Annotated in this window: 26 protein-coding genes and 1 tRNA gene; 11 read left to right on the top strand and 16 right to left on the bottom strand. The window is 67.6% G+C overall.

Translation table 11 applies throughout. From position 1 onward, the window contains the following. Positions 1–104: 104 nt before the first annotated feature. The 3 genes from ACE3P2_RS11025 to ACE3P2_RS11015 all read right to left on the bottom strand — a co-directional run bounded on the left by ACE3P2_RS11025 (position 105) and on the right by ACE3P2_RS11015 (position 2,815). A complete protein-coding gene (locus ACE3P2_RS11025) occupies positions 105–1,073 on the bottom strand; it encodes an ABC transporter permease subunit (RefSeq protein ID WP_374264359.1) in 969 nt (322 codons plus the stop codon). 22 nt (positions 1,074–1,095) lie between these two features. Next, positions 1,096–2,121 (bottom strand): amino acid ABC transporter substrate-binding protein, encoded by a 1,026-nt coding sequence (locus ACE3P2_RS11020; RefSeq protein WP_374264357.1) that lies wholly within the window; start codon positions 2,119–2,121, stop codon positions 1,096–1,098. Positions 2,122–2,215: 94 nt separating this feature from the next. Next, positions 2,216–2,815: a rhodanese-like domain-containing protein gene (locus ACE3P2_RS11015; RefSeq protein ID WP_374264355.1), complete on the bottom strand. Its 600-nt coding sequence runs from the start codon at positions 2,813–2,815 to the stop codon at positions 2,216–2,218. A 47-nt stretch (positions 2,816–2,862) separates the two neighbouring features. Here ACE3P2_RS11015 and ACE3P2_RS11010 point away from each other — a divergent pair, with 47 nt between their 5' ends. Continuing rightward, positions 2,863–3,168, top strand: a complete 306-nt coding sequence (locus ACE3P2_RS11010; RefSeq protein ID WP_374264353.1) for a cytochrome c — start codon at positions 2,863–2,865, stop codon at positions 3,166–3,168. Between the two features lie 7 nt (positions 3,169–3,175). On the opposite strand, the gene ACE3P2_RS11005 is transcribed toward ACE3P2_RS11010, so the two are convergent. The 9 genes from ACE3P2_RS11005 to soxC form a co-directional block, all read right to left on the bottom strand. Continuing rightward, positions 3,176–3,640, bottom strand: coding sequence for a thioredoxin fold domain-containing protein (locus ACE3P2_RS11005; RefSeq protein ID WP_374264351.1), 465 nt, complete (start codon positions 3,638–3,640; stop codon positions 3,176–3,178). Between the two features lie 4 nt (positions 3,641–3,644). Continuing rightward, positions 3,645–4,619 carry an MBL fold metallo-hydrolase gene (locus ACE3P2_RS11000; protein ID WP_374264349.1) on the bottom strand — a complete coding sequence of 325 codons (975 nt, stop codon included), beginning with the start codon at positions 4,617–4,619 and terminating at the stop codon, positions 3,645–3,647. Positions 4,620–4,651: 32 nt separating this feature from the next. Beyond that, on the bottom strand, positions 4,652–6,376 hold the full coding sequence (soxB, locus tag ACE3P2_RS10995) for a thiosulfohydrolase SoxB (RefSeq protein WP_374264347.1): 1,725 nt from the start codon (positions 6,374–6,376) through the stop codon (positions 4,652–4,654). A 14-nt stretch (positions 6,377–6,390) separates the two neighbouring features. Then, a complete protein-coding gene (gene soxX / locus ACE3P2_RS10990) occupies positions 6,391–7,011 on the bottom strand; it encodes a sulfur oxidation c-type cytochrome SoxX (RefSeq protein ID WP_374264345.1) in 621 nt (206 codons plus the stop codon). Between the two features lie 15 nt (positions 7,012–7,026). After that, positions 7,027–7,833 carry a sulfur oxidation c-type cytochrome SoxA gene (gene soxA / locus ACE3P2_RS10985; protein WP_374264343.1) on the bottom strand — a complete coding sequence of 269 codons (807 nt, stop codon included), beginning with the start codon at positions 7,831–7,833 and terminating at the stop codon, positions 7,027–7,029. A gap of 85 nt (positions 7,834–7,918) precedes the next feature. Beyond that, positions 7,919–8,230: a thiosulfate oxidation carrier complex protein SoxZ gene (gene soxZ, locus ACE3P2_RS10980; RefSeq protein WP_374264341.1), complete on the bottom strand. Its 312-nt coding sequence runs from the start codon at positions 8,228–8,230 to the stop codon at positions 7,919–7,921. A gap of 32 nt (positions 8,231–8,262) precedes the next feature. Continuing rightward, complete coding sequence (gene soxY / locus ACE3P2_RS10975) at positions 8,263–8,730, bottom strand: thiosulfate oxidation carrier protein SoxY (RefSeq protein ID WP_374264339.1); 468 nt, start codon at positions 8,728–8,730, stop codon at positions 8,263–8,265. 27 nt (positions 8,731–8,757) lie between these two features. Beyond that, positions 8,758–9,825, bottom strand: coding sequence for a c-type cytochrome (locus ACE3P2_RS10970; RefSeq protein WP_374264337.1), 1,068 nt, complete (start codon positions 9,823–9,825; stop codon positions 8,758–8,760). Beyond that, entirely contained in the window at positions 9,809–11,158 is a 1,350-nt protein-coding gene (gene soxC, locus ACE3P2_RS10965) for a sulfite dehydrogenase (RefSeq protein ID WP_374264335.1), read from the bottom strand. Before soxC ends, ACE3P2_RS10970 begins: the two co-directional genes overlap by 17 nt. 284 nt (positions 11,159–11,442) lie before the next feature. Between soxC and ACE3P2_RS10960 the strand changes: the two genes are divergently transcribed. Both ACE3P2_RS10960 and ACE3P2_RS10955 read left to right on the top strand, forming a co-directional pair. Continuing rightward, positions 11,443–11,757, top strand: coding sequence for a cytochrome c (locus ACE3P2_RS10960; protein WP_374264333.1), 315 nt, complete (start codon positions 11,443–11,445; stop codon positions 11,755–11,757). 14 nt (positions 11,758–11,771) lie between these two features. Then, positions 11,772–13,052 carry an FCSD flavin-binding domain-containing protein gene (locus tag ACE3P2_RS10955; protein ID WP_374264331.1) on the top strand — a complete coding sequence of 427 codons (1,281 nt, stop codon included), beginning with the start codon at positions 11,772–11,774 and terminating at the stop codon, positions 13,050–13,052. A 68-nt stretch (positions 13,053–13,120) separates the two neighbouring features. Here ACE3P2_RS10955 and ACE3P2_RS10950 read toward each other — a convergent pair whose 3' ends face one another. Together ACE3P2_RS10950 and ACE3P2_RS10945 are read right to left on the bottom strand one after the other, a co-directional pair. Further along, positions 13,121–13,720: a cytochrome c gene (locus ACE3P2_RS10950; RefSeq protein ID WP_374264329.1), complete on the bottom strand. Its 600-nt coding sequence runs from the start codon at positions 13,718–13,720 to the stop codon at positions 13,121–13,123. 85 nt (positions 13,721–13,805) lie between these two features. Further along, positions 13,806–14,813 (bottom strand): AraC family transcriptional regulator, encoded by a 1,008-nt coding sequence (locus tag ACE3P2_RS10945; RefSeq protein WP_374264327.1) that lies wholly within the window; start codon positions 14,811–14,813, stop codon positions 13,806–13,808. A 219-nt stretch (positions 14,814–15,032) separates the two neighbouring features. On the opposite strand from ACE3P2_RS10945, the gene antA reads away from it, so the two are divergent. The 8 genes from antA (at position 15,033) to ACE3P2_RS10905 (ending at position 22,289) form a co-directional block, all read left to right on the top strand. Beyond that, positions 15,033–16,433, top strand: a complete 1,401-nt coding sequence (antA, locus tag ACE3P2_RS10940) for an anthranilate 1,2-dioxygenase large subunit (RefSeq protein ID WP_374264325.1) — start codon at positions 15,033–15,035, stop codon at positions 16,431–16,433. 4 nt (positions 16,434–16,437) lie between these two features. After that, a complete protein-coding gene (gene antB / locus ACE3P2_RS10935) occupies positions 16,438–16,929 on the top strand; it encodes an anthranilate 1,2-dioxygenase small subunit (protein WP_374264323.1) in 492 nt (163 codons plus the stop codon). Between the two features lie 237 nt (positions 16,930–17,166). Continuing rightward, positions 17,167–18,297, top strand: coding sequence for an ABC transporter substrate-binding protein (locus ACE3P2_RS10930; RefSeq protein WP_374264361.1), 1,131 nt, complete (start codon positions 17,167–17,169; stop codon positions 18,295–18,297). 70 nt (positions 18,298–18,367) lie between these two features. After that, positions 18,368–19,234 carry a branched-chain amino acid ABC transporter permease gene (locus tag ACE3P2_RS10925; RefSeq protein ID WP_374264321.1) on the top strand — a complete coding sequence of 289 codons (867 nt, stop codon included), beginning with the start codon at positions 18,368–18,370 and terminating at the stop codon, positions 19,232–19,234. Between the two features lie 4 nt (positions 19,235–19,238). After that, positions 19,239–20,201, top strand: a complete 963-nt coding sequence (locus ACE3P2_RS10920; RefSeq protein ID WP_374264319.1) for a branched-chain amino acid ABC transporter permease — start codon at positions 19,239–19,241, stop codon at positions 20,199–20,201. Further along, the gene (locus tag ACE3P2_RS10915; protein WP_374264317.1) at positions 20,194–20,967 is read left to right on the top strand and encodes an ABC transporter ATP-binding protein; all 774 of its coding nucleotides are present in this window, start codon (positions 20,194–20,196) and stop codon (positions 20,965–20,967) included. The genes ACE3P2_RS10920 and ACE3P2_RS10915 overlap by 8 nt, the downstream gene beginning before the upstream one ends. Next, a complete protein-coding gene (locus ACE3P2_RS10910) occupies positions 20,960–21,673 on the top strand; it encodes an ABC transporter ATP-binding protein (protein WP_374264315.1) in 714 nt (237 codons plus the stop codon). Before ACE3P2_RS10915 ends, ACE3P2_RS10910 begins: the two co-directional genes overlap by 8 nt. A gap of 43 nt (positions 21,674–21,716) precedes the next feature. After that, the gene (locus ACE3P2_RS10905; RefSeq protein WP_374264313.1) at positions 21,717–22,289 is read left to right on the top strand and encodes a hemerythrin domain-containing protein; all 573 of its coding nucleotides are present in this window, start codon (positions 21,717–21,719) and stop codon (positions 22,287–22,289) included. An 89-nt stretch (positions 22,290–22,378) separates the two neighbouring features. Here ACE3P2_RS10905 and ACE3P2_RS10900 read toward each other — a convergent pair. Both ACE3P2_RS10900 and ACE3P2_RS10895 read right to left on the bottom strand, forming a co-directional pair. Beyond that, positions 22,379–22,453: transfer RNA gene (locus ACE3P2_RS10900), tRNA-Val, on the bottom strand. A gap of 152 nt (positions 22,454–22,605) precedes the next feature. Beyond that, the coding region (locus tag ACE3P2_RS10895) for an NAD(P)H-hydrate dehydratase (protein WP_374264311.1) at positions 22,606–23,038 on the bottom strand (433 nt) is incomplete at its 5' end.

Raw genomic sequence — 23,038 nt, 5'->3', positions numbered from 1 at the left:
GAGGGCGGCCACGACCAGCAGCGTGAGTGCGGCGTTGAGCGGGTCGCCGAGCAGGCGACGCCCGAGGGCGGCGAGGTCCATCGCGCGTGCGCGCGCCGGTTGGCTCACGCGACGCTCCCGCGCAGCACGCGCCGCTCCAGCCGGTGGCTGATTGCCGCCGCGACGAGGGACAGCAGCAGGTACACCGCGATCACGATCGACAGGCATTCGATGGCGCGGCCGGTCTGGTTGAGGCTGGTGCCGGCCACCGAGACCAGGTCCGGGTAGCCGATGGCGACGGCCAGCGAGGCGTTCTTGAAGAGGTTGAGGAGCTGGCTCGTCACCGGTGGCAGGGCGGCGCGCCAGGCCTGGGGCAGCAGCACGTAGCGGAAGGCCTGGCGCGGCGTCATGCCCGTCGCCAGGGCGGCGAGGCGTTGTCCGGGCGGCAGGGCCTCGAGCGCGGCGCGCAGGATTTCGGCGATGTAGGCGGCGCTGTAGAGCACCAGGCCGATCAGCATGGCGAGGTATTCGGGGGTCAGGCGGGCGCCCCCGTCAATGCCGAAGCCGGCCGGTTCGGGCAGTTCGAAACCGGCCTCGCCCCACCACGGCAGGGCCAGCCCCGATTTGCTGAGGTACACCCCGGGCGCGAGGCGTAGCGCGGCGTCGGCGGCGGGGAGCAGGTCGGTGAGGATGAAATACCAGGCCAGCAGCTGGAGCAGCAGCGGGATGTTGCGAAAGGCACTCACGTAGGCGCTGGCGAGGCGGCGCACCAGCGGGTTGTCGGCGATCCGCCCGAAGCCGACCACGATGCCCACCCCGAAGGCCAGCGCGGCGCCGGGCAGGGCCAGGCGCAGCGTGTTGGCCAGCCCGGCGACGAAGGCGCGCAGGGTCGAATCCCCCGCGTCGACGGGAAGCAGGCTCTCGCCCAGCGTGAAGCCGGCGGGCTCGAGCAGGAAGTCGAAGCCGCTGCGGATGCCGCGCTGCGCGAGGTGGCCGGCGGCGGTGACCGCGAGTAGCGCCAGCAGCCCGGCGACGGCGAGGACGATCAGCGCCTGGATGGCGCGGGCGGCGGTGGAGGGGGGCGTGTCGTGCATCGCTGCGAGGCCGGCGGGCCGGTCAGCGCAGCGGCAGGCCGTACATCAGGCCGCCCTTGTTCCACTGGGCGTTGAGGCCGCGGGGCAACTTGAGGGGTGAGCCGGTGCCGACGTTGCGTTCGAAGATCTCGCCGTAGTTGCCACCGGCCTTGACGGCGCGGGCGGCCCATTCGCGGTCGAGGCCGAGGCTCTTGCCCAGGTCTTCGCCGACGCCCAGGAAGCGTTGCACGGCCGGATCGGGGGACGTCCTGAGGGCGTCCACCTTGCCCTGGGTGATGCCGAGTTCCTCGGCTTCGACAAGCGCCTGGACCACCCATTTCACGATGGCGAACCACTCGTCGTCGCCGCGGCGCACCGCCGGGCCGAGGGGCTCCTTGGAGATGATCTCGGGCAGCACGAGGTAGTCGTCGGGATTGGGCGCTTCCTTGCTGCGGATGAAGGCCAGCGCCGAGGCGTCGGTGGTGTAGGCCTGGCAACGGCCGCTGAAGAACGCCTTGATCGAGGGCTCGAACTTGTCGAAGACCACCGGCTTGACCTTGATGCCCTGGGCGCGGAACCAGTCGGCGAGGTTCTTTTCGGTGGTGGTGCCGGACTGCACGCAGATTTCGGCGTTCTTGAGTTGCCGGGCGCTGGTGACCTTGGTCTTCTTCGCCACCATGAAGCCCTGCCCGTCGTAGTAGGTGACGGCGGTGAAGTGCAGGCCGAGGGCGGCGTCGCGGGTGAGGCTCCAGGTGGTGTTGCGGGACAGGACGTCCACCTCGCCCGACTGGATGGCGGTGAAGCGCTGCTGCGAGTTGAGCGGCACCCAGCGCACCTTGTTGGGGTCGCCCAGCACGGCGGCGGCGAGGGCGCGGCACACGTCCACGTCGAGCCCGCGCCACTGGCCCTGGCTGTCGGCGGCCGAGAAGCCGATGACGCCGGTGCTCACGCCGCAGGCGAGCTGGCCCCGGGCCTTGACGGCGTCGAGGGTCTTGCCGGCGTGGGCGGGGGCGGCGACGGTGAGGAGGACTGCGGTGGCGGCGAGCGCGAGGGAGCGGATTCGGGGCATGGCGGTGACGATCGGGGAAGCCGGACCCCGTAGCTTAGCGGGCTTCGGCCTGCCGGCGCAAAGTGGCGCGCGTCGCGGCGGGCCGGCCCGCCCCTCAGCGGGGGAAGTACATCTTGGCCTTGTCGAGCTTGTAGCTCCAGGGCAGGCCGGCGTTCTTCCAGCCGTTGACGACGCGCTGGCCGGCCTTCGGGCCATCCTTGGCGGCGTCGCCCTCGAAGCCTTCGACGACACTGTAGACCCGCGTGTAGCCGGCGTTGGTCAGGAGGTCGGCGGCGCGCGCGCTGCGATCGCCGGAGCGGCAGATGAGGATCACCCGGTCGTTCCTGGCCAGCCCCTTGGCCTTGAGCCGCCGGTCGGCCTCGCTGACGAAGTCGCTGTTGGGCAGGAGCTGGTAGGCGCTGCGCTGTTCGTCCCAGTCGCTCATCAGCTCGGGGTGTTCCATGTAGGGCACGAGGGCGTCCACCGGCGTGGGCATGCCGACGTACATGGCCTCGGCGCGGGTGCGCACGTCGAGGAACAGGGTATGGGCCGGATCGCGGGCGACGACGTCGTTGGCCTCCCGGGCGTCCAGGTAGAGCTGCAGCCGGGTGCGCTTGGGGGCGGGCACGCTGGCCGGATCGACGTCGGCGTGGCCGGCCACGGGCAGGGTGAGGGCGAGGAGCGCGAGCATGGCGCTGGCGGCAAAATGTTTCATACTTCCTCCGTGAGTGTCGTTCGATCCAACCTCCGGGGAGGCTGACCATGACTGCAATGCGTTTTCTGGTGCTGACGGCCGGCCTGGGCTGGGCCGCGGCGAGTCCGGCGGGCGGCGATCCGGCCGTCGGCGAGAAGCACGTCGCCGAAAAGAACTGCGCGGCCTGCCATCAGCGGCTGGTGGGAGGCGACGGCAGCCAACTTTACCTGCGCAGCGAGCGGCGGGTGAAGAGTCTGGCTCAGCTCGCCGCTCAGGTGAGCTACTGCGCCAACGAGCTGAGGGTCGGCTGGTTTCCGGAGGACGAGGAGGACGTGGTGGCCTGGCTCAACCATCGGTACTACCACTTCGAGTGAGCGGCACTCATCGGGGGGCCGCCGCCCCCGCGTCGAGCGCCTGCAGCACGCGGCTTTCCAGGTAGCCGCCGTAGAGCCCGCTGCCGTCGCCGCCGGGAAGCGGGGCGGCCCGCGCCGCGCCGCGGGCGTCGAGGAACAGCACGGTGGGCGCGAACTTCACGCCGTAACGGTGGGCCAGGTCGGCGTGGCGGGCGGGCTTCCCGTCGAAGTCGGTGAGCAGGCGCGGGCTGCCGATCACGATTTCGCGGATGCGCACGCGGGCGCCAAAGCGCGGGTCGTCGGGCAGGGCCGGCAGGTAGGCGTTGCGGATGGGCACGCAGTAGGCGCAGTCGGGCAGGCTGAACAGCACCACGTAGAGTCGGTCGGGCCGGTCGGTCGGGGCGTGCAGGCTGGCTTCGAGGGGCGTGCCGGAGAGGGCGCCAGCGCTTCCGGCGAGAAGGGCCAGCACGATGGCGCGCAGTCGGGCTTTCATGCGTTCATTGCCCGAGGGATTCCCGTTCGAGGGTCAGGTAGGTGCCGTAGGCGTTGATGCGGTTGGCGGCCTCGAAAGCCGGCAGTGTGCTGAAGCGCGTCCAGTCGGTGCGGGCGTAGGCTTCGTCGAAGGGGATCATCTCGTCCACGGCCTTGCCCATCTGCGCGCGCAGGTAGGTGAGGTAGTCGCGGGTCAGGGCGAGGTTGGCGGCCGCGTCGGTGGCGTGGGCGCCGTGGCCGGTGACGAGGATCTTCGGCTTGAGGGCCGCGAGGCGGTCGATGGCGGCCAGCCAGCGGCGGCTGTCGGCGTTGCCGACGAAGGGCACCCGGCCGGCGAAGATGAGGTCGCCGCAGAACACCACGCCGTCCTCGTCGACGCTCACCATCAGGTCTTCGGACGAATGGGCCGGGCCCACGAAGCGCACCTGGAAGTGCAGGCCGCCCTCCTCGAAGGTCGTGTCTCCGTCGAGCCAGCGGTCGGCCTCGACGAGGCGGGTGGTGTCGTCCACCCACGGGAAGAGATCCTGTCGGCGCTGGGCGAGGCGGGCGGCGGCCTCACCGCTGGTGAAGTAGGCGCGGCCGGCCCGGTGGGCCCAGACTTCGGCGCCGGCAGCCTTGAAGGCAGGCAGGCCGTAGAAGTGGTCGGCGTGGTAGTGGGTGAGGATCACCCGGCGGACGGGCTTGTCGCTCACCGTGCGGATCGCGGCGAGTAGCGCCTCGCCCAGCGGCGGTGTGCCGAGGGCGTCGATGACGACCACGCTGTCGCGGGTGACGACGAAGCCGGCGTTGCTGTTGAAGCCCCGGTTGGCGGCGGAGGCCATGCCCGGATCGCCGCGCACGTACCAGACGTGCTCGGCGACGCGCACCGGGGTGAGCGCCTGGGCGGCAGCGTGGCCGGCGCCGAGCAGGGCCAGCAGCGCGACAAGGAAGGCGACGACGGCCCGGGGCCGTGTGGGGAGGGATGCGTTGCGACGGACCATCGTCGTCTCCTTGAGGGGCTGGGCGGGGCCGTTCAGGCCATGCCGGGGTTGCCGGCCATGCCCTTGAGGGTGGGCAGGTTGAGGGCGCGGGGGTGGATCACCTTCTGGCCCTTGAGGTAGCGGGCCACCAGATCCCACACCGCCTCGCCGCCGGCGTTCTTCGCGTCCTCCGACACCGGCGCCCAGCCGGCGACCTTGTAGGTCTTGCCGGCGTCGAGGGGCTGGCCGGCGAGGCGCATGTCGGTGATGCGTCGGCCCATGGCGGCGGTGGGGTCGCAGGTGTACTGCAGGCCGCCCACCCGCACCATGTCGCCGCCCTGCTGGTAGTACGGGTCGGGGTTGAAGAGGTTGTCGCAGACGTCCTCGAGCACGGTCTTGATCTGCGCGCCACTCATCATCGTGACGGTGGTCCACGGGTAGGTGATGGCGGTCTGGTCGAGCAGATGCTCCATGCGGATGGTGTCGCCGGGCAGCAGGCTGGTGCCCCAGCGAAAGCCGGGCGAGAAGGCGATTTCGGCGTTCTTCTCGGCGAGCAGGGCGTCGAGGATGAGCTGATCCCACGCGCCGTTGAAGTTGCCGCGGCGATACAGCAGGCCCTCGGTGACGGCGAGCTTTTCGGCCAGCTTGCCTTCGTAGGGCGCGCGCATCTGCTTGATGAGCGCGTCCATCGCCGGATCGGCGGGGATCAGGTTGGCGAAGATGGGCAGCAGCTTGTAGCGGAAGTCGACGACCTTGCCGGCTTTCACGTCGAGATCGAGCACGCCGAGGTATTTGCCGTTGGAGCCGGCGTTGGTGACCAGCGTCTGACCGCCGGCGTTCTTGACGATCACCGGTGCGGGCACGCCGTCGTGGGTGTGGCCGCCGAGGATGGCGTCCACGCCGCGCACGCGGCTGGCCATCTTGAGGTCCACGTCCATGCCGTTGTGGGACAGCACGACCACCACCTGGGCGCCGGCGGCGCGGGCTTCGTCCACCACCTTCTGGAGGTTGTCGTCCTGGATGCCGTAGCTCCAGTTGGGAATCTGCCAGCGTGGGTTGGCGATGGGCGTGTAGGGGAAGGCCTGGCCGACGATGGCCACCGGCACGCCGTTGATGTTGCGGATCACGTAGGGCTTGAACACCGGGTCGCCGAAGTCGGCGGTCTTGACGTTCTGGGCGACGATGTCCACCTTGCCGGCGAAATCCTTCTCCTCGATCTCCTTGACGCGGGCTTCGCCGTAGGTGGCTTCCCAGTGCAGCGTCATCACGTCGACGCCCAGCAGCTTGCAGGCATCGACCATGTCCTGGGCGTTGGTCCACAGGCTGAGGCCGGAGCCCTGCCAGGTGTCACCGCCATCGAGCAGCAGCGCGCCGGGCCGGCTGGCCTTGAGCTGCTTGACCAGCGTGGCGAGGTGGGCAAAGCCGCCGACCTTGCCGTAGGTTTTGGCGGCCTTCACGAAATCCAGATACGTGAAGGCGTGGGCCTCCGGCGTACCGGGGCGGATGCCGAAGTGGCGCAGCAGGTGCTCGCCGACGAGGTGCGGCACCTGCCCGGCCATCGGGCCGATGCCGAGGTTTACGTCCGGCTCGCGGAAGTGGATCGGCAGGAGCTGCGCGTGGCAGTCGGTCATGTGGAGCAGGCTCACCGAGCCGAAGCGCGGCAGGTCGTACATGCGCGCGGCGGCCTTTGCGGCTTCGGACGGATTGCTGTGCAGGCTGAGGCCGCCGGCCGCGGCGACGGCCAGCACCTGGAGGAAATCCCGACGGTTCATGGACATGCGGTGGTCTCCGTTCAGTCTTTGTTCACGGGCGATTCGGGATCGACCAGGAAGGCGACGATGTGGGTGATCTGCTCCGGCGTCAGCCAGTTGTGCAGCCCGAAGCGCGGCATGTTGGTGCAGGCGGTGAAGGCGTTGGAGTTGTAGATCTTGTCGTAGGCGTACTTGATGATCTCGTCGCTGTTGCCGCGCAGCTTGCCGAAGTGCTGGAGGCTCGGGCCGATGGTGCCGTAGGCGACTTCCTTCTTCGCCAGCTGGTGGCAGGCGTAGCAGTTGCCGCCACGCACGCGGCCCGGCGGGTCGGGCTGGATGAAGCCGATGTGGCCGCCGGTGCCCACCGCGGCGAGCTTCTCGCCTTCCTTCCAGTCGCCGATCAGCTTGCCCTCGACCGGGTAGCGGATCGTGGCCTGCTGGGCCTTCTCGATCTGGGCGCGCACTTTGGGCGGCGGATTGTCCTTGTACTGGCTGCACAGGCGCATGGCCTCGTCCTGGTCGAGGCGGGCCATCCAATATTTGGGGTTGTCGGGGCGGAAGCCGCTGCGGAAGATCTGCTCGGCCTGGAAGGCGACCGGGTCGGCGGCGTGGGTGCCGGTGGCGCCCAGGGCGAGGAGGGCGGCGATGACGGTGTTTTTCATGGTCGTCTCCGGGACTCAGCGCTTGATGCCGGGGGTCTGCATCACGGTGCCGCTGGCGGTCTTCTGGAGGAAGGTTTCCAGGGCGATGATCGAATCGGCGAGATAGCTCGGCTCGGGCCAGCGGGCCTGGCGCATGCAGTCGATGAGGCGTCGCTGCATGGTCCACACCGCGCCTTGCGACACGCGGTACGACGGCCAGTTGCCCATCGCGGTGCCGGCGCCGGCCGGGGTGGTGAGCTTGCCCAGTTCCTGCAGGCGGATGCGCTTGCCTTCCTGGCCGTGGCAGATCGCGCAGGAGAAATCCTGCGGGCCGCTGCGGCGGTAGAAGATGTACTCGCCCACCTTGGCCATGCGCGCTTCCTCGGGGTGACGCGCGGGCACGTTGATCTTTGCGCCGTTGGACTTGCCGCCGATGTAGGTCACCAGCGCCTCGATGTCCGAATCCTGGCCGGGCTTCGAATACCAGTTGCGGGTCGCCTCCTCGTAGCTCAGGCCCTGCAGCGTCATCATGCAGTGAACGACGCGGGATTCGGCGTCCATCACCTTTCCGGTGTCGGCGAAGTAGCGGGGGAGCTGGGCGTAGGCGCCGTCGAGCTTGCCCGGACCGAGGCCCAGGTCGCACTGTTCGAGGCTGGCGTTCTTGGGGCCGCGGGGCTTCTTCCAGAGCGCCTCGCCCTTGAGTTCGAGCAGCTCGGCGGGGTTGCCGTCGGCCAGCATCTCGCGATATTTGGCGATCTCGTCCATCGTCGAGCCCTGCGCGGCGGCGTGGCCGGCCATGCCGAAGGCCGCCACGGCGACGAGCGCGTGCAGTCGTGCGTGCATCTGTCTTCCTCCTGTGTCGGGGTGTCCCGGCCGCCTCGGGGCGGTCTTGTTCGGGCGGGGGCGAGGGCTCGCCCCCGTGACCGGATCAGTTGATCTGGACTTCGTCGGTGCGTTTGTCGCCCTTGTTGTCCACCCAGCTCACGGTGATCTTGTCGCCTTTGGCGCCGCCCTTGAACTTGAAGACCAGCAGCGGGTTCTTCGACACCGCGGTGCCGAACTGGGCGGCCAGCACCTGGCGGCCGTTGTGCTCGGCGCTCACCTCGGTGATGAAGTGGGCCGGCACGAGGTTGCCGGACGCGTCCTTGCGCTGGCCGGTTTCCATCTCGTGGCTCATCAGCACCTTCACTTCGGTGACGCCGTCCTTCGCGCTCGCGCGAATCTTCATCGGATCTGCCATTTCGATTCCTTTCTGTAGTGCAGCGCGCGGGCTCAGCCGCCGCAGCCGCCGAGGGTGACCTTGATTTCCTTCTTCGCCATGTAGAACTTGCCGCCGGCCTTGACCAGGGCATAGACGTCGGAAGTCTGGCCCATCTTGACGCGGGTCTGCACCGACGGCTCGGTGCCGGCGGGCAGCACGAAGCTGGCGGCGAGCGGGTTGGGGTTCTTCTCGACGAGGATGGCGATGGCCTCGACGCCAGCCAGCGTCGACACCACCCCCACCGGCACCACGGCGCCGTTCTCGGCGATGTCCGGCGCGGTAAGCTGCACCTCGGCGGAGGTGGCCGGGCCGGTGGCGCCCATGGCTTTGAGGGTTTCGTCGATGTTCTTGGCGTCGAAGGCGGCCTTGTTCCATTCGGCGCGGGCTTCGCCCGGCGTGATGAGGCCGGCGGCGACGAGCAGGCCGAACAGGCCGAGCCCGCCGCCCGCCTTGAGGATGTCACGGCGTTGGTTGTTCATGCGTCTCTCTCCTTGGTTGATCTCGGGTTACTGCGCCTGGGCGCCCGACAGAATCCACTTCACGAGGCGGCGGATGTCGTCGTCCTTGAGCTGGGTGTGCGGCGGCATCGGGATCGCGCCCCAGGTGCCCTGGCCGCCGGCCTTGACCTTGGCGGCGAGGCGGGTTTCGGCGTCCGCCTGGCCGGCGTAGCGGGCTGCGACCTCGGTGTACGCCGGGCCGACGACCTTGTTGGCGACGCCGTGGCAGGCCATGCAGCCGCTGTCGGCGGCCAGCTTTGCCGCCGTGGCGTTGCCGCTGGGCGCCGCTGCGGGCTGGGCGGCCGCCGCCTTGGCCGAGGTGTCCTTGCCACGCACCGGGCCCACCGTGCGGTTCTGCTCGGCGAGGTTGCCGTGGGCGGTTTCGGCGTAGGCCGGCAGCAGCGAGCCGATCTTCACCTCGGTCTTGCAGTGGCTCATGCAGGCGACGTTCTTCACGTCGGGTCTGCCGCCGTTGCCGATGCCGCCCTTGCTGGCGGGCGCGCCGGGCCACAGGCCGTGGTCGGTGGTCATGCCGTTGCGGTTGGGCATACGGGCCTGCACGTCGGCGATGTTGCGGTCGGACAGCACGAAATCGGCGGGCACCACGTCGGCCTGGTTGAGCAGGTAGGCGACCAGCGCATAGACCTCGTCGTTGCCGAGGGATTTGGGCGCGGTGAGCGGCATGGCGCGGTTGATGTAGTCGAACAGCGTCGATACCGTCGCCACCTTCATGATCGCGCTGCGCTGGGGGACGTTGCCCTTGACGAGGGCCGCCACGTGGCCGGTCTTGATGTCGTCCTGGGTGGTGCCACCGATCAGCGGGGTGTGCACCTCGTTGGATTCGCCGAAGCTGCCGTGGCAGGACGCGCACTTGGCCTCCCAGGCGGTTTCGCCCTGGGCCACGCTGCCGCTGCCGGGGCGCAGGCCCTTGAAGTCGGGGCGCACGTCGATGTCCCAGGCGCGGATTTCGGCCGGCGTGGCGGTGCGGCCGACGCCAGGGTACTTGCCGTCGGCGATGGCGCCGGCGGCGATCGCGGCCAGCGCCACGGCGATCAGCGGCTTAGAGAACCTGGACATTGCTCACCTCCCCGCTTTCGACCACCTTCCAGGACTGGATGGCGTTGTTGTGATAGATCGACTTGCTGCCGCGCACCGCCCGCAACTGGCCGTAGGACGGCTGGACGTAGCCGGTTTCGTCGGTGGCGCGGGATTGCAGGATCGCCGGCTTGCCGTCCCAGGCCCAGTCGATGTTGAAGCGGGTCAGGCACTTGGAATTGACCGGCCCTTCGAGGCGGGCACGGCGCCAGTTGATGCCACCGTCGGTGGATACGTCAACATGCTTGACCTTTCCCCGCCCCGACCAGGCCAGCCCCGAGATGTTGTAAAAGCCCTTGTCGAGCAGGATCTGCCCGCCAGACGGGGTGGTGATGACCGACTTGCACTCCTGCGTGGAGGTGTACTGGCGGTGCTGGCCGTCGGGCATCAGGTCGATGTAGTGGATCGCCTCGTCCTTGGTGGCCCAGGGCTTGTCGCCCACTTCGATGCGGCGCAGCCACTTCACCCAGCTCACGCCCTGCACGCCGGGCACCACGAGGCGCAGCGGGTAGCCGTTTTCGGGGCGCAGCATTTCGCCGTTCTGGCCGTAGGCGACCAGCACCTCGTCGGATTGCACGAGTTCGATGGGGATCGTGCGGGTCATCGACGAACCGTCGGCACCCTCGGCGAGCACGTACTTGGCTTTCTTCCAGTCGATGCCGCAGTCTTCGAGGATCAGCCGCAGGGGCACGCCGGTGAATTCCGAGCAGCTCAGCATGCCGTGGCTGTACTGCACGGTGGGCACCGCCACGTTGCCCCATTCCATGCCGGTGTTGGCGCCGCACTCGATGAAATGCATCCGCGAGACCGGCGGCAGGCGCAGGATGTCATCGACAGCGTAGACCCGTGGCTGCTTCACGAAGCCCTCGTCGGTGCCATGCACCATCAGGCGATGCCTGGACGGATCAATGTCGCTCCAGCCCTGGTGATGGCGCTCGAAGTGCAGGCCCGACGGGGTGATGATGCCGAACAGCCCCTGCAGCGGGGTGAACGACACCGACACCTGCGGCATCCGCGTGAGGCCCGGCGACTCGCGGCGCTGCAGGCTCTTCTCGTACTGCGAGGGCAGGCCGTAGGGGCGCGCGGCGACGGGCTGACCGAGGCTGGTGGTCCACGGTGGCAGGTCGAGGATCGCGGGGTCGCCGGCAGCGGCGGCGCGGGCCAGGCCGGGCGTGGCCAGCGCGGCGGATGCGGCGAGGAAGGCCTGGCGCAGGAAATCGCGACGGCCGTCCTTGACGGCGGCGATGTCGGCCTGGTTCAGGAAGTGTTCGGGCGCGGGGCGTACCCGCCCGCGCCGGGTCGGCTGATCTGCCATGGATGTCTCTCTCCCGTGTTCCGGTTGGCGTGATCGCGGGAGCGGGCGTCGAGGCGCGCCATAAAAGTTTTTTCTCCCTTGATTTGGAACAATTTATAACCATAATCTTATATAGTCAATTGCTAATATTGATGCGTCGCACCAAAACGGGCACGGGAAACAAGGATTGACGAAAGGCCGCAGATCGACGGCCTCCGCCGCTTGCTCCGGCAATCGGCTCCGGAGAACAATAAAAAAGCTGGTCCAACCGCTCACCGCTACGGCGGACCCAAGGAGGAGATGTAATGAAACTGCTTCGATGGACGACTGCCGTCTGCCTGCTCGGCGCCGGCGGCATCGCGCAGGCCGCCGGCCAGCCCGATCCGAACCTCGCGCGCAACCTGGCCGCCACCTGCGCCAACTGCCACGGCACCGACGGCCGCGCCGTGCCGGGCTCGGGCAACGAGGCGCTGGCCGGCACCGACAAGGACAAGCTGATGCAGAAGCTGCGGGATTTCCGCTCCGGCGCCAAGCCGGCAACGATCATGCATCAGATCTCGAAGGGCTACACCGAGGCCCAGCTCGAACTGATCGCGGCGTACTTCGCCGCCCGCAAGTGAGGGGGACGGACGCCATGCAGAATCGACGCGATTTCCTGAAGACGGCCGCCCTTGGCGCCGGCGTGCTGGCGCTGCCGATGCTGGGCGGCTGCGCCCTGGGCGGCAGCCGTCCGCGCGGCCATGTGGTGGTGGTGGGCGGCGGCTACGGCGGGGCGACGGTGGCCAAGTACCTGCGCATGTGGAGCGACAAGGGCGTGGACGTGACCCTCGTCGAGCGCAATCCGCAGTTCGTCTCGTGCCCGATCTCGAATCTGGTGATCGGCGGCGACAAGACCCTGGCCGACATCACGATGGGCTACGAGGGGCTGCGCGACCACTGGGGCGTGAAGGTGCTGCAGGACAGCGTCACCGCCATCGACGCGGCCGGTCGCAAGGTGAAGCTCGCCGGCGGCGCCGAGCTGCGCTACGACCGGCTGGTGTTGTCGCCGGGCGTGGATTTCATGTTCGACCAGGTGCCCGGCCTGGAGACCGAGGCGGCCCGGGCCACGGTGCTCCACGCCTGGAAGGCCGGCGCCCAGACGGTGGCCCTGCGCAAGCAGCTCGAAGACATGCCGGACGGCGGCGTGTATGCGCTGACGATCCCCAAGGCCCCTTACCGCTGCCCGCCCGGGCCCTACGAGCGGGCGTGCCTGGTGGCCAACTACCTCAAGCAGAAGAAGCCGAAATCCAAGGTGCTGGTGCTCGACGCCAACGAGGAGATCACCTCCAAGAAGGCGTTGTTCACCAAGGCTTTCGAGAAATACGCAGGCATCCTGGAATACCGTCCGAACAGCGAGCTGCGCGAGGTGGATGCGGCCAGCCGCACGGCGATCCTGGAGTTCGACAAGGTGAAGGTCGACGTGCTCAACGTGGTGCCGCCCCAGCGCGCCGGCGACATCGCCGCGAAATCGGGCGTCAAGCTCATCAACGGGCGTTGGGTGGATATCGACTGGTTGAGCTTCGAGTCGGTGAACACCCCGGGCGTGCACGTGATCGGGGACGCGATCTTCCCGGCGCCGACGATGCCCAAGTCCGGCCACATGGCCAACCAGCACGCCAAGGTGACCGCCGCGGCGATTCTCAACCTGCTGGCCGGCGAGGCGCCCAATCCGACGCCGGTGGTGATGAACACCTGCTACAGCTTCGTGGATTCGAAGAACGTGATCCACGTGGCCTCGGTGCACCAGTACGACGCCGACAAGAAGACGGTGCTGCCGGTGCCGGGCGCCGGCGGCGTGTCGGCGGCGGCCAACGAGATCGAGGGCAAGGCGGCGCTGGCCTGGGCGAAGAACATCTGGGCCGACATGCTGGTCTGACGCGTTTGCCCGACGACGAAAAAAGCCGCCCCGCGGGGTGGCTTTTTTCGTGGTGCGCGTGGGCGGCTTCAGTCGAGCGTCGAGATGTAGCTGGCGACGGCCTTGACCTCGAGTTCGGTGAGCTTCGAGGCGATGGAATGCATCACCGCGTTGTCGTTGTTGCGCTCGCGGGTGTTGAACTGCTTGAGCTGGTTCTCGAGGTAGAGCGCCTGCTGACCGGCCAGGCGCGGCAGCAGTGGCGTGCCATAGCCCTTCGGCCCGTGGCAGGAGACGCACGCGGCGACGCCCGAATAGGGGTTGCCTTTGGTGAAGATGTAGCGCCCCACGCCGGCCAGATCGGCGTCGGCGGCGTCGCTGCGGGTGGCAGGTTTTTTCTGGAAGAACTGGCCGAGGGCTTTCATTTCCTCGGGCGTGAGATCGGCGGCCATGCCGGCCATCGTCTCGCTCTTGCGCTTGCCGCTCTTGAAGTCGCCGAGCTGCTTGGCGATGTATTCGGCGTGCTGCGCGGCGAGGCGCGGATACAGGGCGGAGGCGGCTTCGCCCTCCATGCCGTGGCAGATGAAGCAGCGTCCGCCGACGATTTCCTCGGCCCGCTTGAGGTCGGTGGCGTGGGCGCCGCCGACGACCGCGGCCAGCGCCAGGCCGGCGGCGATGAGTCTCCCTTTCATGCGCGTGTCTCCTCGTTGTTTTGATGGTCCGAGGAAGATTATCAGAATCCGGTAATGTACTGAAACAGGCTGACTTCGGCGGCTTTCAGCGTGGCGCTCGGACCTGATGCCGCGCAGCGGTCTGGGAGGGCGCCTCGCCGAAGCGCTTCTTGTAGTCCACCGAAAAACGCCCCAGGTGGGTGAAGCCCCAGTCGATGGCGATGGCCGAGACGTTGTGGCCGGAGCGATCCTCGATCAGCTGGCGGCGGACTTGTTCGAGGCGGAATTTCTTCAGGTAGGCCATCGGGGCGAGCCCGACGTGCTGGCGGAACGCGTCGAACAGCGTCGAGCGGCCGACGCCGGCGGCGGCTTCGATGTCTTCGAGCCGCAGCTCGTCGCGGGCGTGGGCGTGGATGAAGTCGCGGGCCTTGACCAGGTAGTGGGGCAGTTTGCGGCCGTCGGCCTGCTGCAGTTCAGCCGAGTAGTTGTTGGGCTGGGCGAGGATCAGGCCCTTGATCAGCGCCTTCTCGAGATCGCCGGCGAAGACGCTGTGGGCGTACAGGCCGCTGGCGTTCTCGAACTCGCCGAGCATGTGGCGGACCATCCGCCACCAGGCGGCCTGGCTGCCGTGGATGGCGTCCATCGACGGCTCGAAGGCCAGCGCGGCGTCGGCGGGGCGCTGGAGCAGTTCCTCGAGCACCTGGCGCATCGCCGGACGCGGGATGGCGACGAGAATCTTGCGGCAGTTGCCGGCGATGGCCAGTTCCTGGTTGATGTCGGGGGTGACGATGAGGCCGGTGTCGCGGTCGGAGCGAACCCTGCGTTCGCCGGTGGCGAGCTCCTGCTCGCCGTCCAGGGGCAGGCTGAGGCTGTAGCTGTTGAGCGGGGCTTCGTCGCGGATGCCGATAGTGACGTCGGTGCCGTATTCGATGACACCCATCTTGGTGGCCATGCCCTTGAGCACACCGCCTGAATGATGGAACTGCAGCCGGCTGGGGCGACCCACCTTGAGCCAGTGGGGGCCGCAGACGGCGGTCATCCACGACAGGGCGCCGTCCGCGTAGTGGCGGACGACCCGGACGGCGGGCGAGGGGGCGTCGAGGGGGGTAAGCATCCGGACCGGCGAGCGTTTTGATAAATATTGTTTATTTATGGATTTGTTTTTTTAAATGATAGACGAGCTGGCGGCGGGTGCAAGCCTTCGGGCTCGTGCGCCGTGGCGTTCTCGACCATCCGGAAAAAACGGATAGCGCTCGGCGAGCGGGCGGATAGTCCGCGGCGGCCCGAGCCCCTTTAATTGTCCTCGTCGCACAACCTGACACGAGGGCACACCATGAATACCCAAAAGACCATTGCCGAGTGGCGCACGTTCGTCAACGGCTGCCTGGATTTCCGCCCGGACGAGGGCGTTTACCGGATCGCCCGGGACATGTTCACCGAGCCGGACCTGTTCGATCTCGAGATGGAGATGATCTTCGAGAAGAACTGGATCTATGCCTGCCACGAGAGCGAGCTCCCCAACCCCAACGACTACGTGACGATGCGCGCCGGCCGTCAGCCGATGATCATCACCCGGGGCGCCGACGGCAGCCTCAATGCGCTGGTCAATGCCTGCCAGCATCGCGGCGCCACCCTGACCCGGGTCTGCAAGGGGCGTGCGTCGAGCTTCACCTGCCCCTTTCACGCCTGGACCTACAAGGCCGACGGGCGCCTGCTCAAGGTGAAGGCCGGCGACCAGTACGCGGCGGATTTCGACGTCTCGAAGCACAACCTGAAAAAAGCCCGTGTCGAGAGTTACAAGGGCTTCGTGTTCATCAGCCTCGACGTGGAGGGCACCGATTCGCTGGAGGACTACCTCGGCGACGCGAAGGTCTTCTTCGACATGATGGTCGCCCAGTCGCCCACCGGCGAGCTGGAAGTGCTGCCGGGACGCTCGACCTACACCTTCGACGGCAACTGGAAGCTGCAGTGCGAGAACGGGCTCGACGGCTACCACGTGAGCACCGTGCATTTCAATTACGTCGTCACCGTCAAGCAGCGTCACCAGGTCAATGCCGAGAAGGGGGGCGCGGTCAGCAGCACCCTCGACTACAGCAAGCTCGGCGCCGGCGACGCGGCCACCGACGATGGCTGGTTCTCGTTCCGCAACGGGCACAGCCTGCTGTTCTCGGACATGCCGAACCCGTCGGTGCGTCCCGGCTACGCCTCGATCATGCCGCGTCTCGTCGAGACCCACGGCCAGGGCAAGGCGGAGTGGATGATGCACCGGCTGCGCAACCTCAACATCTACCCCAGCCTGTTCTTCATGGACCAGATCAGCTCGCAGCTGCGGATCATCCGCCCGCTGGCGTGGAACAAGACCGAGGTGATCAGCCAGTGCATCGGCGTGAAGGGCGAGTCGGACGCGGACCGGGAGAGCCGCATCCGCCAGTTCGAGGATTTCTTCAACGTCTCGGGCATGGGCACGCCGGACGATCTGGTGGAGTTCCGCGAGGCCCAGCGTGGCTTCCAGGCCCGCCTGGAGCGCTGGAGCGACATCTCCCGCGGGCACCACAAGTGGACGGTCGGCGCCACAGCCAACAGCGAGACGATCGGCATCCGGCCGGTCCTGACCGGCACCGAATTCACCCAGGAAGGCCTCTACGTCAATCAGCACGGCGCCTGGCAGCAGTCGCTGCTGAAGGGGCTGGAGCGCAAGGCGCGGCAACTGTCGAACGCCGCCACTCAGGAGTAAACAGATGACCCCGAAACAGCAGTATTCCGTCGAGCAATTCCTCTACCGCAAGGCCGAGCTGTGCGACAGCCAGGCCTGGGACGACTACCTCGCGCTGTTCGACGAGGACAGCGAGTTTCATGTGCCCCAGTGGGAGTCCGAGCACCAGTACACCACCGACCCGCGGCGCGGCATGTCGCTGATCTACTACGCCAACCGTTCGGGCCTGGAGGACCGGGTGTTCCGCCTGCGCACCGGTCGGTCGGCCGCATCCACGCCGATGCCGCGCACGATGCACCAGATCAGCAATGTGCGCGTGCGCGAGCTGGACGACGGCCGCTTCGAGGTGAAGGCGAACTGGGTGACCCATCACTATCGCTTCGACGTTTCCGATTGCTTCTACGGCTACGCCACCTACCACCTGCGCCCCGACGGCGATAGCTGGAAGATCACCCGCAAGCACGTGGTGCTGCTCAACGACCGCATCAATGCGGTGCTCGATTTCTACCATCTCTGAGCCCCGCGGCACTTTGTGCGCGGCGCGACGCGAGGTACTGAAAGATTCGCTTTCATAATTCTCGAGATTGTGAAAAAACTCGTCAGGGTGATGTCCGCCATGGCGAGTTTGCCTCACCTTAAAAATCCGGCACGCCGCAGGCGTAGCACGGACACAAACAACAACGGAGACAAGGACATGAATCAACTCAAAGGAGCCCGTGCGTCCCGGCGGACGCTTGCTGCCGGCGCGCTGCTGATGGCGTCGGTGTTCGGAGCCTCGTCGGCGCTGGCCCAGGGCAGCCCGATCCGGGTCGGCCTGATGCTGCCGGCCACCGGCACCTTCGCCGCGCTCGGCACCGCCATCACCAACGGTTTCAAGCTCTACGTGGCGGAGCAGGGCGGCAAGCTCGCCGGACGCGACGTGGAGTACTTCACCGTCGATGACGAGTCCGATCCGGCCAAGGCCACCGAGAACGCCAACAAGCTCATCAAGCGCGACAAGGTCGACGTGCTCGTCGGCACGGTGCACTCCGGCGTGGCGCTGGCGATGGCCAAGGTCGCCCGGGAGAACAAGACCCTGCTGATCGTGCCCAACGCCGGTGCCGACGAGCTGACCGGCCCGCTGTGCGCGCCGACGCTGTTCCGCACTTCGTTCACCAACTGGCAGCCGGCCTACGCCATGGGCAAGGTCGCGGCCCAGAAGGGCCACAAGAAGGTCGTCACCCTCACCTGGAAGTACGCCGCCGGCCAGCAGTCGATCGAAGGCTTCAAGGAGGCTTTCGAGCAGAGCGGCGGCAAGGTCGTCAAGGAAATGACGCTGCCCTTCCCGAACGTGGAGTTCCAGCCCTTCCTCGCCGAGATCGCGGCGCTCAAGCCGGATGCGGTGTACGTCTTCTTCGCCGGGGCCGGCGCGGCCAAGTTCGCCAAGGACTACGCCGCCTCGGGCCTGAAGAATGCGATTCCCCTCTACGGCGCGGGTTTCCTGACCGACGGCACCCTCGAGGCGATGGGCGAGGCCGGCAAGGGCCTGCTCACCACGCTGCATTACGGCGACGGCCTCGACAACAAGAAGGACGCCACCTTCCGTCTGAGTTACGCCAAGACCTACAAGCTGCAGCCCGACGTGTATGCGGTGCAGGGCTACGACGCCGCCCAGCTGCTGCGTGCGGGCCTGGCCGGGGCAAACGGCGACATCGGCCAGAAGGACGTGGTCATCAAGGCGATGGAAGCGGCGCGCATCGACAGCCCGCGTGGCACCTTCACCCTCTCCAAGGCCCACAACCCGGTGCAGGACATCTACCTGCGGGAAGTGCAGGGCGGCCAGAACAAGGTGATCGGCACGCCGATCAAGGCGCTCGCCGACCCGGCCCGCGGCTGCAAGCTCTAAGCCACCGCGCCTTTCTCCGACTCATCCGCAGACCCGGTCGCCCCACGGCGGCCGGGAGTAGGAGCTCGTCATGGATTTTGCTTCCTTCCTGATCCAGACGCTGAACTCGCTCCAGTACGGCTTGCTGCTTTTCCTGGTGGCAAGCGGGCTGACGCTGGTGTTCGGCATCATGGGCATCATCAACCTCGCGCACGGCAGCTTTTACATGATCGGCGCCTATCTGGCCTTCGTGCTGGCCAGCGCCACCGGCAGCCTGTTCATGGCGATCCTGCTGGGCGTGCCGCTCGCGCTGATCTTCGGGGCGCTGCTCGAATGGGCGCTGTTCTCGCACCTCTACAAGCGCGACCACCTGGAACAGGTGCTGCTCACCTACGGGCTGATCCTGATTTTCGAGGAGGTACGCAGCCTGCTGGTGGGCGACGAGGTGCACGGCGTGGACATCCCCGCCGTCTTCAGCGCCTCGATTCCGCTGTCGGACGTGCTGAGCTACCCGGTGTACAGGCTCGTGATTTCGGCGGTGTGCATCGTGCTGGCGGTGGCCCTGTATTTCGTCATCCAGCGCACCCGCCTGGGCATGATGATCCGTGCCGGCAACCACGACCGGGTGATGGTCGAGGCGCTGGGCATCAACATCAACATGATCTACCGGGTGGTGTTCGCCCTCGGGGTGGCCTTGGCGGCGCTGGCGGGAATGCTGGCGGCGCCGATCTCGTCGGTGTTCCCCAACATGGGCAGTCACGTGCTGATCATCTCCTTCGTGATCGTCGTGATCGGCGGCATCGGGTCGGTGTGTGGCGCGCTGGTGGCGGCGCTGCTCATCGGCTTCGTGGACACCTTCGGCAAGGTCATCGTCCCCGAGCTGTCGGGCTTGGTGGTGTATGTGGTCATGGCCATGGTGCTGCTGTGGCGGCCCGAAGGCATCTTCAAGAAGGGCTGACGCGATGCGAATCGACCTGATCTTCAAGCTGGCCGGCGTCGTCGGCCTGGCGCTGGTGCCGCTGTCCGGCGCCGATTTCTACACCGAGATGATCGCCAAGACCCTGGTGCTGGCCATCTTTGCGATGAGCCTCGACCTGCTGGTGGGCTTCACCGGGCTGGTGAGCCTCGGCCACGCCGCGTACTTCGGCATCGCGGCCTACACCGTGGCGCTGATGTCGCCCAAGTACGAAGCTGCCAGCCTGTGGCTCACGCTGCCGGCGGCGGTGGCGGCGGCAACCCTGGCGGCGCTGGTGATCGGTGTGTTCGTGCTGCGCACCAAGGGCATCTACTTCATCATGGTGACGCTGGCCTTTGCCCAGATGGCCTTCTTCGCGTTCCACGACACGCCGCTGGGCGGCGGCTCAGACGGCGTCTACGTGAACATGAAGCCCTCCGCCGAGATCGCCGGCTACCAGCCCTTCGACCTGGACAACCCGGCCCACCTGTATTACTTCATCCTGGCCATGATGGTGCTGGTCTACCTGTTCCTGGCGCGGGTGCTCAAGTCGCCCTTCGGCCGGGTGCTGGTGGGCATCAAGAGCAACGAGCACCGGATGCAGTCGCTGGGCTACGTCACCTTCCGCTACAAGCTCGCCGCCTTTGCGCTGGCGGGCGGGCTGGGCGGCGTTGCCGGTTACCTCTACGCGGTGGTGTTCGGTTTCGTCACGCCGGAGCTGCTGTCGTGGCACCAGTCGGGCAATGTGCTGCTGATGGTGATCCTCGGCGGCATGGGCAACCTCGTCGGCGCCATCGCCGGGGCCTTCGCCTTCGTGGCGATGCAGGAAGTGTTCTCGGCCTGGACCAAGCACTGGCAGCTGGCGATGGGGCTCGTGATCGTCGCCGCCGTGCTGTTCCTGCCCGGCGGCCTGTCCGCCATTCCCGGCCGCATCAAGCGTGCCCTTCAGGGAGGCTCGATCAATGACTGAGCACAACAACGCGGCCCTGCTGGTGGCCGACAAGATCACCCGGCGCTTCGGCGGCCTGCTCGCCAACCAGGACGTATGCCTGAGCCTCGAGCGGGGCAAGCTGCACGCGCTGCTGGGCCCCAACGGCGCTGGTAAATCCACCTGCATCAACATGCTGTCGGGCGATCTGCCGCCGAGCAGCGGCAGGATCCTGTTCCAGGGGCGCGACATCAGCGGCCTGACCGCCGCCCAGCGCTCCCAGGTGGGCATCGGGCGCAGCTATCAGCGCACCAACATCTTCCCGAAGTTCACGGTGCTCGAGAACGTGCGCCTCGCCGCCCAGTCGCGGCGCCAGCAGCCGTGGCGGATCTTCAGCCAGGCCATGAAGCAGCAGTGGGCGATCGACAAGGCGATGGCCTGCATCGACGAGGCCGGCCTCGCCGGGCGCGCCGAGCGCATCGCCGGCATCCTCAGCCACGGCGAGCAGCGCCAGCTCGAGATTGCCATGGTGCTCGCCACCGACGCCCAGGTGCTGCTGCTCGACGAGCCGCTGGCCGGCATGGGCTCGGACGAATCGGCGCGGATGGTCGAGGTGCTCAAGCGCCTGCGCGAGACGCGCGCGATCCTGCTCGTCGAGCACGACATGGACGCCGTGTTCGCGGTGGCCGACACCATCACCGTGATGGTGAACGGCCAGGTGCTCGAATCCGGCCCGCCGGCGCAGATCCGCGCCAGCGTGGCGGTCCAGGAGGCTTACCTCGGCGAGGAGGACACGTTCCATGTCTAGCATGCTGCTCGAAGCCAAGGCGCTTCACACCTACTACGGCGCCAGCCACATCCTGCACGGCATCGACTTCCACATCCGCCAGGGCGAGGGCATCGCGCTGATGGGCCGCAACGGCATGGGCAAGACCACGCTGATCAAGAGCCTGCTCGGCATCGTGCGGCCGCGCCACGGCCGGGTGCTGGTGCGTGGCGACGACTTCACCCGTGCGCCCACCTACCGCACCGCGCAGCGCGGCATCGCCTACGTGCCCGAAGGGCGCGGCATCTTCCCCAACCTGTCGGTGCGCGAAAACCTGCAGATGGCGGCCCGCGCCGGCGTCGACGGGCAGCGCAACTGGACCTTCGAGCGGGTGATGGAAACCTTCCCGCGGCTGGGCGAGCGCATCAACAACGGCGGCTGGCAGCTCTCGGGCGGTGAGCAGCAGATGCTCACCATCGGCCGCGCGCTGATGACCAACCCCGACCTGCTGATCCTCGACGAAGCCACCGAGGGCCTCGCGCCGCTGATCGCGCTGGAAATCTGGCGCATCGTCAAGGAGATCCGCAAGACCGGCATCGCCACGGTGATCGTGGACAAAAATCACTCGGCGGTCACCAGCATCTGCGACCGGGCGATGATCCTCGTCAAAGGCCAGATCGTCTTCGACGGTGACAGCGAGACGGTGCGCGACGACCCGGCGATCATCCAGAAGCACCTGGGGGTTTGAGAAACACGAATCGGGCGGCCGCGCGCCGCCCTGGAGACACGCCATGAAGAAATCACTGCGGATCATCCACGAGGAACACCGCGCCCTCGCGGCCATGCTCAACGGCCTGCGCCAGCTCACCGACGGCATCGAGAAGGGGCGGATGAAGGCCGATTTCGGGCTCATCGCGGCGATGATCGAATACATCGACAAGCTGCCCGAGAAGGTCCACCACCCCAAGGAAAACGACTACCTGTTTGCCCGCCTGGGCGCGCGCTGCCCCGAGGCGCTGCCGGTGATCGCCCGCCTGGAGGCCGACCACGCCCGCGGCGAGGCGCGCATCCGCGCCCTGGAGGCGGCCGCCGAGACCTTTCGCCGCGACGGTCCGCCCGCCTTCGCGGCCTTCCATGCGGCGGTGCTCGGCTATATCGACGAGGAGTGGCAGCACATGAACACCGAGGAGCACGAGGTTTTCCCCCTCGCCGAACAGCACCTGTTGCCCGAGGACTGGGCGGTAATCGACGCGGCCTTCATGGCCAACGACAACCCGTGGGAAGGGGCGGCCGGCGAGTACGCGCAGCTCTTTTCGAAGATCGTCAATCTGGCGCCGGCGCCAATCGGGCTGGGGCCGGGTTGAGCGGGCAGGGTGCGCCCTTCGGGGCGCGGCCACGGCGACCACCCAAAGCAAAAAGGCCTCGCGATCTGCGAGGCCTTTTTGCTGGAATCTGGTGGGCGGTACTGGGATCGAACCAGTGGCTTCCACCGTGTGAAGGTGGCACTCTACCGCTGAGTTAACCGCCCGGTGAGTTAGAGCGCGCATTATAGGTAGCACTCGATGCTGCGTCAAGGCCTTTTTGTATTCGACGACGATTTTCTGGATGTTGCTCTGAATTGTTGCGAAAAATTGATCGAATCTAAGCTAGTTTGTTGCGATTTTTGCTTGGTTTTGGCTTTCATGCCGATTCGCGGACCCAGGCGTTGAAGCAGGCTCGCGCCGCCGGGGCGATTTCGTCGGCGAGCAGACCGCTGTCGATCGCGTGGGCGGCGCAGTGGCGGTCGCCGGCCAGGCCGTGCAGGTGCACCGCCGCCAGCAGCGCGTCGCCGGGCGGCCAGCCGCGGGCGAGCAGGGCGACGACGATGCCGGTGAGCACGTCGCCCATGCCGGCGGTGGCCATCGCCGGGTTGCCGGTGGTGTTGATCCACCAGTCGCCGGCGGGGCTCGCGACGACGCTGCCGCAGCCCTTGAGCACGACCCACGCCCGCAGACGCCGCGCGATCTCGCGGGTGGCGGCGAGGCGGTCGGCCTGCACCGCGGGGGTGGAGACCCCGAGCAGGCGGGCGGCCTCGGCCGGGTGCGGCGTGAGCACCGCGGGCCGAGCGAGATCG

Source organism: Zoogloea sp., from assembly GCF_041911615.1.
Classification (GTDB): domain Bacteria; phylum Pseudomonadota; class Gammaproteobacteria; order Burkholderiales; family Rhodocyclaceae; genus Zoogloea.
This window is presented reverse-complemented; position numbering and strand designations above follow the sequence as displayed.

Bases quoted from the DNA above. Each gene is read 5' to 3' on its own strand.
- ACE3P2_RS11025 (WP_374264359.1), bottom strand. From the start codon at position 1,073: ATGCACGACACGCCCCCCTCCACCGCCGCCCGCGCCATCCAGGCGCTG.
- ACE3P2_RS11020 (WP_374264357.1), bottom strand. From the start codon at position 2,121: ATGCCCCGAATCCGCTCCCTCGCGCTCGCCGCCACCGCAGTCCTCCTC.
- ACE3P2_RS11015 (WP_374264355.1), bottom strand. From the start codon at position 2,815: ATGAAACATTTTGCCGCCAGCGCCATGCTCGCGCTCCTCGCCCTCACC.
- ACE3P2_RS11010 (WP_374264353.1), top strand. From the start codon at position 2,863: ATGACTGCAATGCGTTTTCTGGTGCTGACGGCCGGCCTGGGCTGGGCC.
- ACE3P2_RS11005 (WP_374264351.1), bottom strand. From the start codon at position 3,640: ATGAAAGCCCGACTGCGCGCCATCGTGCTGGCCCTTCTCGCCGGAAGC.
- ACE3P2_RS11000 (WP_374264349.1), bottom strand. From the start codon at position 4,619: ATGGTCCGTCGCAACGCATCCCTCCCCACACGGCCCCGGGCCGTCGTC.
- soxB (WP_374264347.1), bottom strand. From the start codon at position 6,376: ATGTCCATGAACCGTCGGGATTTCCTCCAGGTGCTGGCCGTCGCCGCG.
- soxX (WP_374264345.1), bottom strand. From the start codon at position 7,011: ATGAAAAACACCGTCATCGCCGCCCTCCTCGCCCTGGGCGCCACCGGC.
- soxA (WP_374264343.1), bottom strand. From the start codon at position 7,833: ATGCACGCACGACTGCACGCGCTCGTCGCCGTGGCGGCCTTCGGCATG.
- soxZ (WP_374264341.1), bottom strand. From the start codon at position 8,230: ATGGCAGATCCGATGAAGATTCGCGCGAGCGCGAAGGACGGCGTCACC.
- soxY (WP_374264339.1), bottom strand. From the start codon at position 8,730: ATGAACAACCAACGCCGTGACATCCTCAAGGCGGGCGGCGGGCTCGGC.
- ACE3P2_RS10970 (WP_374264337.1), bottom strand. From the start codon at position 9,825: ATGTCCAGGTTCTCTAAGCCGCTGATCGCCGTGGCGCTGGCCGCGATC.
- soxC (WP_374264335.1), bottom strand. From the start codon at position 11,158: ATGGCAGATCAGCCGACCCGGCGCGGGCGGGTACGCCCCGCGCCCGAA.
- ACE3P2_RS10960 (WP_374264333.1), top strand. From the start codon at position 11,443: ATGAAACTGCTTCGATGGACGACTGCCGTCTGCCTGCTCGGCGCCGGC.
- ACE3P2_RS10955 (WP_374264331.1), top strand. From the start codon at position 11,772: ATGCAGAATCGACGCGATTTCCTGAAGACGGCCGCCCTTGGCGCCGGC.
- ACE3P2_RS10950 (WP_374264329.1), bottom strand. From the start codon at position 13,720: ATGAAAGGGAGACTCATCGCCGCCGGCCTGGCGCTGGCCGCGGTCGTC.
- ACE3P2_RS10945 (WP_374264327.1), bottom strand. From the start codon at position 14,813: ATGCTTACCCCCCTCGACGCCCCCTCGCCCGCCGTCCGGGTCGTCCGC.
- antA (WP_374264325.1), top strand. From the start codon at position 15,033: ATGAATACCCAAAAGACCATTGCCGAGTGGCGCACGTTCGTCAACGGC.
- antB (WP_374264323.1), top strand. From the start codon at position 16,438: ATGACCCCGAAACAGCAGTATTCCGTCGAGCAATTCCTCTACCGCAAG.
- ACE3P2_RS10930 (WP_374264361.1), top strand. From the start codon at position 17,167: ATGGCGTCGGTGTTCGGAGCCTCGTCGGCGCTGGCCCAGGGCAGCCCG.
- ACE3P2_RS10925 (WP_374264321.1), top strand. From the start codon at position 18,368: ATGGATTTTGCTTCCTTCCTGATCCAGACGCTGAACTCGCTCCAGTAC.
- ACE3P2_RS10920 (WP_374264319.1), top strand. From the start codon at position 19,239: ATGCGAATCGACCTGATCTTCAAGCTGGCCGGCGTCGTCGGCCTGGCG.
- ACE3P2_RS10915 (WP_374264317.1), top strand. From the start codon at position 20,194: ATGACTGAGCACAACAACGCGGCCCTGCTGGTGGCCGACAAGATCACC.
- ACE3P2_RS10910 (WP_374264315.1), top strand. From the start codon at position 20,960: ATGTCTAGCATGCTGCTCGAAGCCAAGGCGCTTCACACCTACTACGGC.
- ACE3P2_RS10905 (WP_374264313.1), top strand. From the start codon at position 21,717: ATGAAGAAATCACTGCGGATCATCCACGAGGAACACCGCGCCCTCGCG.